This window comes from Winogradskyella pacifica (assembly GCF_013403915.1).
In the GTDB taxonomy this organism is placed as follows: domain Bacteria; phylum Bacteroidota; class Bacteroidia; order Flavobacteriales; family Flavobacteriaceae; genus Winogradskyella; species Winogradskyella pacifica.
This window is the reverse complement of the sequence record NZ_JABFDI010000003.1, coordinates 216785-231940: the sequence shown is the minus strand read 5'-3', so window position 1 is coordinate 231940 and position 15156 is coordinate 216785. Positions and strand designations below refer to the sequence as shown.

The window sequence follows — 15156 nt, the reverse complement described above, 5'->3', positions numbered from 1 at the left end:
GTCTTATAAACATAACCAACTTTTGCTGAACTTACTTCAGCATCTCAAAAACCAGTCATTTTGGAGCCAATCCTTACTATCAATAATCTTACAAAGAAATTCGGTTATCTCACTGCCGTTAAAAACCTAAGCTTTACAATTAACAAAGGCAATGTCTACGGCATTTTAGGTCCTAACGGAAGTGGTAAATCTACAACTTTAGGTATCGTTCTAAATGTGGTGAACAAAACACATGGCGATTTTCATTGGTTTGACGGAAATACCTCAACTCACGATGCCTTAAAGCAAGTTGGTGCAATCATTGAGCGTCCAAACTTTTATCCGTACATGACGGCTGAACAAAATTTAAAATTAGTTTGCCGTATAAAAGGAGTGGATCGAAGTAAAATTGAAGAAAAACTTGCTGTCGTCGGATTGCTAGATAGAAAAGATCATAAGTTCAGAACTTATTCTTTAGGGATGAAACAGCGTTTAGCTATCGCTTCTGCCCTACTTAATGACCCAGAAATTTTAATACTAGATGAGCCTACTAACGGTTTAGATCCACAAGGAATCCATCAAATACGACAAATTATAAAAGATATTGCTGCCAATGGTACGACTATTCTTTTGGCTTCTCACCTTTTGGATGAAGTTGAAAAAGTATGCTCGCATGTGGTTGTGCTTCGTAAAGGTGAAAAATTATATGCAGGTCGTGTAGATGAAATGATTAATAGTCACGGTTTTTTCGAATTAAAATCTGAAAAACATCAAGAACTTATAGGCCTATTAGAGTTACATTCAAATATTGGTAAAATAAAAGTTGAAGGAGAATTGATTACTGCTTTCTTAAACGAACCAATGTCGGCTTCCGATTTTAATAAATTAATGTTTGACAAAGGTATTTTACTATCACACCTCGTAAAACGTAAAGAAAGTTTGGAAGAGCAATTCTTACAACTCACAGACAACCAATAAACCAATCAAAGAACAGCATAATTCTCATCATTTGAGAGTGCGCAAAACCAATCAAATATGTTACGTCTTATAAAAATAGAATTTCAAAAACTTTGGCTTAATAAAGTCAGCCTTGTTTTAATATTTATCTCCTTTATTTTACCATTTACAGTACTTATTTTATCATCCATTAAAATAAATTTTTTCGGCTTTTTTACTCTTGAATTAGGTGAGTTAGGTATTTTTAATTTTCCAATTATTTGGCATATCACTACCTTTTTCGCCTCTTATTTTAAGTTCTTTTTTGCTATTGTCGTCGTAAGTATGATTGGTAACGAATACAGTAACAAAACTTTAAAGCAGAACCTAATAGATGGTTTAAGTAAGAAAGAATTTATACTTTCTAAATTCTATACAATTGTATTTTTCTCATTGTGTGCCACCGTACTTATTGGCGCTGCAACATTTTTAATTGGAATGTACTATTCAAGTTATACGGAAGCCACTATTATTTTTAGAGAAGTTGAATTTTTACTAGCCTATTTTGTAAAGCTCGTTGGATTCTTCAGTCTATGTTTATTTTTCGGCATGTTGGTAAAACGTTCTGCATTTGCTTTAGCGTTCTTGGTAGTGCTTTACATCGTGGAGTGGTTAATATTTTGGGCAGCAGTCTATGTATCCGGAACTGTAGAAACAGCATTTAAGATCAAAGGTTTTTTACCTCTAGAATCCATGTACAACCTTATCAACCAACCTATACAACGTATTGTAATGACTAAATTCCCTGAAAAAACGGATATTATGTATGACTATGCTGTACATTGGTATGAGATTGCTATCGTTTTAGGTTGGACGGCATTATTCGTGTTTTTATCTTTTCAGTTGCTAAAAAAGAGAGATTTGTAAAAATTCCTTTACAATTATACACCGTTAAATCTTAGGGTTTTTATGTTCTAGTTGCTATATTGTGTGCCTGATGTGTAATATTCACATTAAGCTCTTATGAAAAAGACCTTTTTAATTTTATTATTACTTATTAGTGCTCATCTTTTTGCTCAAAGTGAGGCTTCATTTTGGTATTTTGGCCGTAACGCTGGTCTACAATTTAATGCCGAAACAGGGACTGTAACTGCAATAACTAATGGCCAAGTAGATACGTTAGAGGGCTGTACTTCTATTGCCGATTCTGATGGGAATTTATTATTTTATTCTGACGGAAGAACCGTATGGAATAGAAATCATCAAATTATGGCAAATGGTGATTACTTTGGTGGCACCGGGCTTTTAGGCGATCCATCTAGTACTTCTTCTGGTCTCATTGTTCCTAAACCTGAAGACCCCAATAAGTATTACCTTTTTACCGTAGATGAACCGCATCATAATAATGCAAGCACATATCCTAATCAATACACTGGTACTTATGAAGGAGGAGGAACTATTCCGTCTCAAGATGATGGCTATAACAATGGTTTTAATTATTCATTAATAGACATGACTTTAAATGCTGGATTAGGAGATGTAGATGCCGTAGAAAAGAATATACATTTAGTAACCTATGATGCATCTATTCCGTTAGAAGTTCAATATAAAAGTTCAGAAAAAATTACGGCTGTTCGTGCAGAAGATTGTTCATCCTTTTGGGTGATTACGCATTTGGGTAATAAATTTTACGCATTCAGAATTGGCATCAATGGCGTACAATCTACGCCTGTTATCTCAGAAGTTGGTCCTTATATTCCTATTGAAGGGTATAGACGAAATTCTTTAGGATACATTAAATCCTCACCTGATGGGTCTAAACTAGTTGCTGCCAACTATGGTGAAGCTATACTTGCGGGTAACAATGCGCCTGGCAATGTTTTTTTATACGATTTTAATAACGAAACCGGAACGATATCCAATCCATTAGAACTTTACAGTTCACTAAACGGAAATAGTCCTTATGGTGTAGAATTTTCTGCAGAAAGTAGAAAAGTATATGCCACAATGAGCGAAGGCGCTTCTGGTGACGGTACCAGCCATATATTACAATGGAATTTAGAAAGCGATGATATTCCTAATTCACTACAAGTCATTCATTCCTCTAACGATGTTTCTGCTGGTGCGTTGCAATTAGGTATTGATCGACGTATTTATAGAGCAAATCTAAGTTATAATGGCAATCCCACAATTTCAAAATATTTAGGTATCATTAATAATCCTGAAGCTGATGGATCGGCAGCTAACTACAATGAACGCGGGATATTATTGGATATTAATGGCTCAAATCAAAACACTAGTACAATTGGATTACCTCCATTTATCCAATCTTTATTTAATTCTGAAACGGATATTATTAGAAATGGTATTAGTACTACCGAGTTAAAATTATGCACCAATGATACTTACATATTACAAGCTGATGACATTGCTGGTGCGGATTATGTTTGGTCCTTTGATGGAGTTCCTTTAGCTGAAACATCAGCCCAATTACGAGTGGATACTCCTGGTTTTTATGAAGTTTATATTGAACAGAACAATGGTGAATGTCCAATAACAGGTAGTGCTGTTGTTGGTGTTTTTGAAATTCCTGTGGCACATCCACTTTCAGATGTTTTCGTTTGCGATAATAATGACAACGACGGATTTACAAGCTTCGATTTTACAACTAAAAATCCTGAAGCGTTATTGACCCAAGACGCTTTAGACTATAATGTAAGCTACTATGAAACACCCGAGGATGCAAACTCTGGGGAAAATGAATTAACGTTTCCATACATCAATACGGCTAATCCACAAACCCTATTTGTCCGTGTAGATAACGCAAGTAACACCAATTGTTTCGCGGTCAATTCTTTTGATATTGAAGTATTTAATACACCTCAAATTCCAACATTAAACACCATTGAGTTTTGTGATAATCTCGGTAATGTTATGGACGGTATTGCCACAATAGCACTTGGAGATATCATTCCAACGCTTAGAGACGCTCAACCGGAAACAGACCTTAATATCACATTCCATGGTTCACAAGATGATGCAGATACAAACACCAGCGCATTGCCACTTAATTACACCAATACAAACGCAATTAACGACACTATTTTTGTTAGAGTAGAAAACACGCTAAACACTAATTGCTTTAATACAGCTTCTTTTAATGTGGTAATTAATCCTATTCCTGTGGCCAATGATATTACAATTATTCAATGTGATGAAGATGGTATTCCTGAAGGTTTCACTATTTTTAATTTGAAAGAAAGTATCGGCGAGATTACAGATAACGCATTAAATACAAGTGTTGATTTTTACACCTCTCAAACTGATGCTGAAAATGAAGAAAACGCGATTAATGCGGATGCCTTTTACAATTACTTCAACCCTCAACCCGTATATGCAAGAGTCACAAATTCAAATTCCGACTGTGCCAACATTAGTGAAATTACTTTAGAAATTAGTACAACCTCTTCAAACGACGCAAGTTTATCTTTATGTGATACAGACGGCAGCGAAGATGGATTTATGACATTTAATCTTACCGATGCTAACGCTACAGTTTTAGCCAACTCCCCTGTAGGGTTAGATGTAGTGTATTATGAAACCTATGATGATGCCTTATTAGAAACTAATGCTATCGGTGCAACATATACCAATACCATACCTTACCAACACACTATTTATGCACGAGTAGAAAATGCCAGTGCTTGTTATGGTATAAGTCAAATCGCCTTAACTGTTTTTGAATTACCAAATATTGAAACTGAATTTGAAACGTTCTATTGTTTGAATTTCTCGCCAGAAACAATCCTGTTAGACGGAGGGATTATAAACGATTCTGCTAGTAACTACTATTACAATTGGTCTACCGGAGAAAACACATCTGAAATTGAAATAAATGCGCCAGGAACTTACAATGTTAGAGTCTCTAATACCAATGGCTGTTTTAAAGACCGAACGATTACTGTTTTAGCATCTAATATAGCCACCATCTCACAAATTGAAGTGATTGATGCGTCTCAGAACAATTCTATTTCTATAATGGTGAATGGCGAAGGAGTTTACGAATATGCGATCGATGCTATTAACGGCCCTTACCAAGATAGCAATACCTTTAATAATATTGAACCAGGATTATATACCGTTTATGTTCGTGATAAAAATAATTGTGGCATTGTAGAAGATTTAGTTTCGGTTATTGGTTTTCCTAAATTTTTCACACCAAATAATGATTCTAAAAACGATTTTTGGCAGGTTTATGGTATTACTAATGATTTCCAAGCACATTCTACTGTATTAATTTTTGATAGATATGGAAAACTTTTAAAAGAACTCGACCCTCTAAGTCTTGGTTGGGATGGTACCTTCAACGGAGAAAAAATGCCAACAAGCGACTATTGGTTTAAAGTAACCTTAGAAGACGGACGCATATTTACAAATCACTTTACATTAAAACGATGATGAATACCCCTAATTTCATAAAAAAAGCTATAGTATTGATTTGGTGCTTTTTTTTTAGTACACTTATTTATGCCCAACAACCTAATGATTGCCAATTTGCCGTAACAGTATGTGGCAATTCTGATTTTAGTTTAGATGTAAATGGTGTTGGTACGCAAGAACTAAACAATTCTAATACCTGTGGAAGTCAAGAAAACAATAGTATTTGGCTAGAAGTTAATATAGCTACGGATGGGACACTGGCATTTACTCTGACTCCGAGTAGTTCTAATATTAGTGAAGATTATGATTTCTTCGTGTTTGGACCTAATGTAAGCTGTGGTAATATCGGACAAGCCATTAGATGTTCCACTACAAATCCTGCGGCAGCTAACCAAGGAAATAATAGAACAGGATTAAACGCTACATCTACAGAAACATCTGATGGACCAGGTGCAGATGGAGATAGTTTTGTAAGTGATATCGACGTCTTAGCTGGTGAAAGCTACTTTATTGTTATTGATAGACCGGTTGGTAATAGTCCGTTTTCATTAGAGTGGACTGGTACAGCTTCTTTTCCAGAAGCACCCTCAAACCCTTTGGTTAATAATACCACTACAATCAGTTTACCAAACCTAGAAGTTTGCGATTCTACAGCTCCTTATGATGATAATATCACAGAATTTAACCTCAACATTTTAACTCAAGATATTATTAATGGAGAATCAGATGTTATGGTAACCTATCATAAATCTGAAAGTGATGCCAATATTAATGTAAATGGTTTAGGCAATATTTTCAATAACACATCTAGTAATGAGACTATATATGTAAGAATAGAAAACTTAACGACGGGTTGTTATATTATTAATGATTTTGATATAAATGTTTCGGTACTTACTAATTTTAATGCCACTACAGATTATAATATTTGTGATGATGATTTAGATGGAAACGACCAAAACGGTATTTCTACATTTGATTTTAATGTGAAGTCTCAAGAAATTATTGACGGCATTGCAGGTACCAATTATGCTATTAGCTATCATTTAAGCCAAGCAAATGCAGAAACATTAATGTCAGCACTACCCGTTAATTATAGTACTGCTACACCTACTCCAACTGAAATATTTGTTAGAATTGAAGATTTAGATTCTGGCTGTATTGGGTTTACCTCTTTTAATGTTTTTGTCAACCCTAAACCAGTGGCTAATAACGTTTCACTTATACAGTGTGATGAAGATGGTATCCCTGAAGGATTTACAACATTTAACATTACGCAAGCATCGGATGAAATTACACAAGGAGACCCAAATGCAACTATAGAATATTACCTCTCTCAGGTTGATGCTGAGAATCAATCAAACGCTATTGACGGTAGTTCTTTTGATAATTTTTTTAACCCACAAATTATTTATACTAGAGTCACCAACAATAATACAAGCTGTGTTAACTTTAGTGAAATTTCTCTAGAAGTTAGTACAACCTCCACTAACAACGCTAACATCGCGTTATGTGATACAGATGGCACTGAAGACGGTTTTATGGAATTTAATCTTGGTGATAGCAACGCTGAGATATTAGCTGGCTCCCCTGCAAATTTAGATGTGGTATATTATGAAACTTACGAAGAGGCTTTAACTGAAAGCAATCCACTTGGTACTACTTTCACTAATACTGTGGCTTATAATCAAACCATTTATGGACGTGTAGAAAATGTTAATGCCTGTTATGGAATTAGCGAAATAGAACTTACTGTTTTTAGACTCCCTAATATTGAAACCACATTTGAAACACAATATTGTCTCAACTTTTTTCCCGACACGATAACTATTAATGGTGGGCTTATTGATGATATTCCTAACAATTACTACTATGACTGGTCAACGGGAGAAGACACCTCTACCATAGAAATCAATGCACCAGGAACTTATACAGTAAGAGTCACCAATACGAATGGATGTTTTAAAGATAGAACTGTAACTGTTTTACCTTCAAATATTGCTACAGTTTCGGATATTGAAGTTATTGATGCTACTCAGAATAATACGATCTCCGTTTTTGTAAGTGGTGAAGGAGATTATGAATATGCGCTAGATAATCGTAATGGTCCTTACCAAGATGCCACGACTTTCCAAGATGTAGCTCCAGGACTCTACACTGTTTACATTAGAGACAAAAATAATTGCGGGGTCGCAGACGCCTTAGTTTCTGTGATCGGTTTCCCTAAATTCTTTACGCCAAATGCCGATAACAAAAATGATCATTGGCAAGTAAAGGGGATTTCGTCTCTTTTTCAATCCAATTCTTCTGTGTTGATATTTGACCGTTATGGCAAACTATTAAAAGAGCTAGATCCGCTTAGTGTCGGTTGGGATGGAACATTTAACGGTAAAGTGATGCCAAATAGTGATTATTGGTTTAAAGTTGACCTTCAAGATGGACGAACATTTACCAATCATTTTTCGTTGAAACGGTAATTTTAAAAATTGTATTTTCGTTTGACCAATCTCGTAATTTGAAAAACATTTATTACATAGTATGTTTATTCTTATTTAGCATAACACAACCATTATTTGCTCAAGATGTTTCCTTGTACCAGCAATTTAACGGCAGATTTGATTATACAGCTATTGGCAATACAATGAATACCGTTGAGAATGGTAGTTTTGGACCTTGTACCATTTTAACCTCATCATCAGCAAACTTATCATTAAATAGTGACCAAAATATAGTTGCGGCCTATTTATATTGGGCAGGTTCGCATACTGGGGATTTTAATATTTCATTAAACAATATAGATATTACTGCAGAACGCACATTTAGTGATGCTTTAGATTCTGACCGTGTTTTCTTTGCTGCATTTGCTGATGTGACTTCAATAATTTTAGATCAAGGCAGTACAAATTACAGCGTTTCTAATTTTGATCTTACCAATGATATTGGTCCATACTGTTCTACAGGCACCAACTTTGGAGGCTGGGCAATAACTATTATTTATGAAGATAATAACTTACCTCTAAACCAACTTAATGTTTATGATGGGTTACAAAGTGTCCCTGATGTCCTAAATATTACACTAGATAATTTAAACGTATTAGATAATGAAAATGCTAAAATTGGTTTCATTGCTTGGGAAGGTGACAAATCTTTAGCCGTTAATGAGCAACTAACTATTAACGGAAGTGTTATTAGCAACCCTCCCTTAAATCCTGCAAACAACGCCTTTAATAGTACTAATTCTTTTACAGGTGATTCAAATCTATACAATATGGATATTGATGTTTATAGCATTCAGAATAATATCAATATTGGTGATACTTCAGCTACGATCTCACTTACCTCTGGTCAAGATTTTGTAATGATAAATAATATTATCACCGTTTTAAATAGTCAGCTACCAGATGCCACAATAACTATTGACAATAACACTGTCAGTTGCGGAGATAATACCATTCAATTATTTTACACCGTATATAACACAAATAGCACCGATGTTTTGCCTGCCAATACTCCAATTGCATTCTATAGTGATGGTCTTTTTATTGATACAAGTGCAACTCTAAATGATATTGCTATAGATGGTAGTGAAAGTAATTCCGTTTACCTCACGTTACCTGATAGTATAAATCCTAATGTTACCATTGTGGCCATAGTGGATGATAATGGCAGTATGACTGGTGTGGTTACAGAATCTAATGAAAACAACAATAGTACATTTAAAACTATTGACTTACTTATTGTTTCTGAAATAATACCACTGCCTAACCTAATGGGCTGTAATGAAGGTTTAGAAATTTCGAGTTTCAATTTATTTGATGCCCTAAGCACACTAAATTATAATGAAGACGACATTACGTTTTACCATTCATTAGAGGATTTAGAAATGAATGTTAATTCGATTATTATCCCATCAGATTATAATAATGGCTCTAATCCTGAAACCATATATGTTAGATTAATAAGCGATCCTTGTTATGAGATTTTTCAGTTTGACTTAACCGTTGAAAATTGTCCACCGTATATTCCTCAAGGATTCTCGCCCAATGGTGACACAAAGAATGATTGGTTTAATATTCAAGGGCTGTATGATATTTTCACAGAACACGAATTACAAATTTACAATCGCTACGGAGCTTTAATTTTTGTTGGGCATAATGAAAAACCTTGGTTCGGTAAAATAAATAGAGGACTTAACAATAAAGGCAACATAGCACCGGTGGGTACGTACTATTATATTTTAAATTTAAATGACCCAAATTATAAACCTTTCGTTGGATGGGTATACATAAACTACTAGAATAGGTCTTAATTTTCAAGAATTGTTAAAGTTTTAGTCCATTCATCTTATTTTTTTGCAATTACCCTTTAGTTACTTTAATTTTATACCTGTTAGTGAAATTTCTTTACTAATTCCCTCCACATATTAAAAATTCCCTCACAAACTTTAATAGTTAATTATTATCTATAATTATATTTTAGATTTAACACTATTATGAAATTAAATTACTGGCATACAAATTAAGATATTTCTTACGTAACTGTTTGAAATAGTCATGATTTTATATGTAAGAATAATCTCTTTTTGCTGTATATATCAGCTTAAAAGCCACTTTCTCGGCTCTAAACGTTAACATTTAGTGTAGTTTGACGTATTTTTTTGTATTTCATCTTATTTTAATCTACTTTTCGCCCATATTAAATAACGTGTGTGCGTTGACTCCAAATCTACCCTACACTAACATAGTAAACCTTAACCGAAACTAATGACTTATTTAAACCGCTCCCTCTGCTTATTTATTGGATTAATTTGTAGTATTTCTTTTTCACAACAAGTAACCGTAGATAACTCTGTTTCACCTCAAGACTTAATTCAAAACACATTAATACAAGGCTGTGTAGAAGTCTCAAACATTAACTCTCCGTCAAATGGATCTTCTATTGGAATTGGTAGTTACGGTTATTTTGAGCGATCTAATTCAAACTTTCCTTTCGAAAACGGAATTGTCTTAACCACAGGAAATGCAACATCTGCTGGTAACGGACAAAACAATACTATATTAAACGAAGGAGATGCAACATGGTTAACAGATAGTGACCTTGAAACCGCTTTAGGAATATCAGGTACTGTAAATGCAACATCAATAGAATTTGAATTTATATCAATTTCAAATCAGATACAGTTTAATTATATTTTAGCTTCGGAAGAATATTTTGGTAATTTTCCTTGTGATTATTCTGATGGTTTTGCTTTCTTAATTAGAGAAGCTGGCACTACTGACGCTTATACCAACATTGCTTTAATACCAGGAACCACAACACCGGTTAACACTAATACGGTTCACGATGAAATTGTAGGATTTTGTCCTGCTTCAAATGATGAGTATTTTGAAGGTTATAATCTTGGTGACACTAATTATAATGGTAGAACCACTGTACTTTCTGCAACTGCAGCTATTCAACCAAACGTACAATATCAAATTAAACTTGTTATTGCAGATCAGAATGATCAAAATTATGACTCTGCTGTATTTATTGAAGGAAATAGTTTTAATGCTTCAGTAGATTTAGGAGAAGATTTTTCTACATGTGCGAGCAGTGTTGAATTAGATGGAAACATAGACAACCCTAATGCTGTTTATTCTTGGTTTTTCAATAACTCACAAATTCCTTCAGCCAACCAATCGACTTTAACAGCATCACAATCGGGTAACTATCGTGTAGAGGTTCAATTACCACTTGCAGGAAATTCTTGTGTTATAGAAGATGCTATTGATATTACTTTAAGTTCTACACAAACTTCGGATCCTTTAACAGACTTTTTACTTTGTGATGATTTAAGTGGTGACGGCTTAGAAACGTTTGATTTATCAACCAAAGATGCCGAAGTTATTGCTTCTGTTCCTTCATCAACGTATACCATTTCTTATCATTATAATAACGCTGATGCTATTAACAATAGTAACGCTATTACAAGTCCGATTCAAAATACGGCGAATCCGCAACCTATTCATGTAAGAATTGAAGATACCGTAAATGGTTGTTTAGCATTTTCAACATTTAACTTAATTGTAAATGGATTGCCAATAATTTCAAACCCAACAGACCTAGAGGTTTGTAGTGCGGGTTCTGTTAGCGGAAGAGTGGCGATGGATTTAAACGCTTATAAAGATTCTGAAATTACACTTTCACAACCCAACCTTGTAGTTAGCTATCATAGTTCTGCTTCAGATGCTACTTCTGGCATCAACGCTTATTCTATGCCTTATACGAATACCAACCCAACAGAAATAATACATGTAAGTGTCAAAAATACTGAAACAGGTTGTATTAGTACTACTACTTTAAATGTTAGTGTAATTGACAGTCCGGTTATAAACACAGAAGTACATTATATCGATGCTTGTGATACGGATTTAGATGGTTTTGCTAATTTTGATTTAACCACTATTATTCCAGAAGTTCTAGAAGGTTTAACTGATGTTACAGTAACGTTTCATACCTCACCAGAGGATGCACTTTCTGGATTAAACCCAATTGCAGATGATACTAATTATGCAAATATCAACTTTGAAGAACAACTTGTATATATAAGAGTACAAAACACGAGTTCTGGTTGTGCCTCTACGACACCAATTGAGCTGCATACCAACCTATTATTAACAGCGACTAATATTAGAGATATTTCAGTTTGTGATGTTGATGACGATGGGACAGAAGGATTTGATTTCGAAAATATTGCGGTTGGCATCATCAATGAACTGCCTGATGTAAACGTCGTATTTTATGAAACACAAACAGATAGAGATAATGGAATTAACGCTATTGACCCAAGTGTAACATATAATTCTCAAAGCAACCCACAAACCATTTATATTACCTTAGAAAGTCTAACGTGTACTGAAGTGGCTGAATTTGACTTGGTATTATATCCTATCATTCAATTTGATTCTGTGGTGAGTTTAACGGTATGTGATGAAGACCAAGATGGTTTAACAACTACGAATTTATCCACATTAAATGCTGATGTAACTAATGGTGAAGATGGTTTTGAAGTCACCTATTTCCTTACAGAGCAAGATGCAATTGATAATACCAATGCATTACCTAATAACTATGTAAATGTAAGTAACCCATTTACATTATATCCTAGAATTACATTTTCTGAAACTGGTTGTTTTGATTATAACTCATTTGAAGTTACGGTTTTACCAGCACCAGAAAGCGAAAAACCTTTAGACATTATTATTTGTGATGCGGATAGAGATGGTTTTTCAATTATTAACTTAAACAATAGTATTCCTAATTCTATTTTAGCTACACCTAATAGAAGTGTAAGCTTTCATAATAGTTTAGCGGATGCGCGTTCTGATGAAAATGAAATTCAAGGTTTAGCTAACTATTCCGCACAAACAGAGATTGTTTACATGCGTGTTGAAAATAGTACTACAGGTTGTTATGCTATTGAAGCGTTAGATATTATTGTAAATACCTTACCATATGTTGGAGATTTATCTAACTATGTACAACAATATACGTTTTGTGAAGATGTATCGGATGGTATCGGTCAATTTGTATTTGAAAACAAAGATAGCGAAGCTTTAGACGGACAAACAGGAAAAGCAGTAAGTTACTACCTTAACCCAACTGATGCCGATAATAAAACGAATGCTATTGATAAAACAAGCATCTATGAAAACATTAGCAATCCACAACAAATTTATGTGAGGATTGATAATACTACAGACGAATCTTGTTACACGACCTCTTCATTTACAATTGAGGTTGGTACCAACCCAACTTACAACGAACCAACAAACTGGTTTGTATGTGATGATATTTCAAATGATGGCTCTGAGCTCTTTGATTTTTCAAGTATAGCTGATGAAGTAAAAGCAGGCATTCCAGATATTCAATCTGTAAAATTCTTTACAACTGAAAATGATGCTAGAAATAACACTAATGAAATTCCACTTCAGTATACAAATACTGTAAATCCACAACAAATTTTTGTTCAGATAGATAATGGTACAATTTGTCAATCTATTACATCATTTGTGGTTAATGTCATTAAAGTACCAGACGTAACTTTAGCAGAACCAATGATAGAGTGTGATGATGACACAGATGGCACCCTAGTTTTTGATTTAACTGGCGCACAATCTAATATTACAGATGTTAGACAAGAAAACATTGTTATTGAATATTACGCTAATTTTGAAGATTCTGAAGCAGGAACGAATCCAATACCAAATCCTGAAAGCTATACAAACATATCAAATCCTCAGACGGTTTATATGAAAGTAACCAATACGGTTTCTAATTGTTACGCAGCGCTTCCGATAGAGTTAATCGTAAATCAACCACCTATCATTAATGATTTTGAACACTATACAATCTGTGAGAATGACACTAATACTGTAGACTTAACAGAAATTAATGAAATTGCAACTGATAATAGTTATAACGTATTATATAGCTACTTCTCTAACGAAGCCGATGCAATCGCTAATACGAATGCGCTAGATACTAATTACACATACCAAAGTAATTTTGATACGTTGTTTATAAGAACTGAGTACAGCACTACACATTGTGCCACTTATTACGAATTCAATTTAAAAGTAGATGCCTTACCAATAGCTAACCAACCAAATGATTTAGAGGCTTGTGATGATGACTTTGATGGTATTTTAGAATTTGATTTAGCACAACAAAACGCAAGTATTTTAGGAGGACAAAATTCTAATTTATTTACGCTGACGTATCATAATACAGAGCTTCAAGCACATGAAAATAATTCAGCTTTAGAAATGGATTATATGGCTTTTGATGGTGAAGTTATTTATGCACGTTTAGAAAATAGCAATACAGGATGTTATAGTATAACGTCATTCACGGCCATTGTAAACCCTATACCTGTAGTTGATGTAGGCGATCAAGTTATTTGTTTAAATAATACACCTTTACTTGTATCTGCAAATACTAATTATACTGGTGATTCTTATTTATGGTCTACTGGAGAAGCTACTCCAGAAATTGAGGTGACTGAAGTAGGCAATTATTGGGTGACTGTAACGTCTCAATATGGTTGTGAGAATACAAGTTATTTTGGAGTCACGGAATCTGAAGCAGCTACTATAGAAACAACAGAAGTTGTAGATTTCTCAGATCCAAACAATATTACAGTTACCATTAGTGGTATTGGTAATTACCTTTATCAATTAGATAATTTTGAACCTCAAGAATCAAATGTTTTTCAAAATGTAGCAATGGGCTACCATACCGTTACAATCATAGATTTAAATGGTTGTGCTAATGTTACTAAGGAAGTATTAGTTGTTGATATTCCGAAGTTCTTTACACCTAATAACGATGGTGATTTTGATACTTGGCATATTGTAGGTATTGAAACTTTACCTGGAACTGTTATTAATATTTTTGACCGCTACGGTAAACGCATCAAACAGTTAACGTCTAGCTCCCCAGGTTGGGACGGTTATTACAATGGAAAAATACTTCCAACAAGTGACTTTTGGTTTGTGGCGGAAATAAAACGGGGTTCAATTGCTTTTGAAGTTAAAGGGCATTTCACCTTGAAGCATTAATAAACATTATATTCAATTTTAATTTACAACAATCCCCTTACATCTTGGTAAGGGGATTTTTGTATTTAAAAATATGGTTCTTATTAATATATATATAGCACCTCATAGCACTGACAATTAGAATAGCACTTATAATGGTAATAATAGGTCTGTTGGCGATTATCGGTTTGTAACTGTGACATTTTTACATAATAAA

The 15156-nt window shown here is 34.0% G+C and carries 6 protein-coding genes; all 6 read left to right on the top strand.

Annotated elements, in window-relative coordinates; genetic code table 11:
- The first annotated feature begins 60 nt into the window (after positions 1–60).
- The 6 genes from HM984_RS04400 to HM984_RS04375 all read left to right on the top strand — a co-directional run bounded on the left by HM984_RS04400 (position 61) and on the right by HM984_RS04375 (position 14960).
- Positions 61–957: an ABC transporter ATP-binding protein gene (locus HM984_RS04400; protein WP_115809071.1), complete on the top strand. Its 897-nt coding sequence runs from the start codon at positions 61–63 to the stop codon at positions 955–957.
- A gap of 57 nt (positions 958–1014) precedes the next feature.
- Positions 1015–1842 (top strand): ABC transporter permease, encoded by an 828-nt coding sequence (locus HM984_RS04395; protein WP_179348263.1) that lies wholly within the window; start codon positions 1015–1017, stop codon positions 1840–1842.
- Between the two features lie 96 nt (positions 1843–1938).
- Positions 1939–5373 carry a T9SS type B sorting domain-containing protein gene (locus tag HM984_RS04390; protein WP_179348262.1) on the top strand — a complete coding sequence of 1145 codons (3435 nt, stop codon included), beginning with the start codon at positions 1939–1941 and terminating at the stop codon, positions 5371–5373.
- On the top strand, positions 5370–7832 hold the full coding sequence (locus HM984_RS04385) for a T9SS type B sorting domain-containing protein (RefSeq protein ID WP_179348261.1): 2463 nt from the start codon (positions 5370–5372) through the stop codon (positions 7830–7832). The genes HM984_RS04390 and HM984_RS04385 overlap by 4 nt, the downstream gene beginning before the upstream one ends.
- Positions 7833–7870: 38 nt before the next feature.
- Positions 7871–9652 carry a T9SS type B sorting domain-containing protein gene (locus HM984_RS04380; RefSeq protein ID WP_218845011.1) on the top strand — a complete coding sequence of 594 codons (1782 nt, stop codon included), beginning with the start codon at positions 7871–7873 and terminating at the stop codon, positions 9650–9652.
- A 466-nt stretch (positions 9653–10118) separates the two neighbouring features.
- On the top strand, positions 10119–14960 hold the full coding sequence (locus HM984_RS04375) for a T9SS type B sorting domain-containing protein (protein ID WP_179348260.1): 4842 nt from the start codon (positions 10119–10121) through the stop codon (positions 14958–14960).
- The last annotated feature ends 196 nt before the right edge of the window (positions 14961–15156 follow it).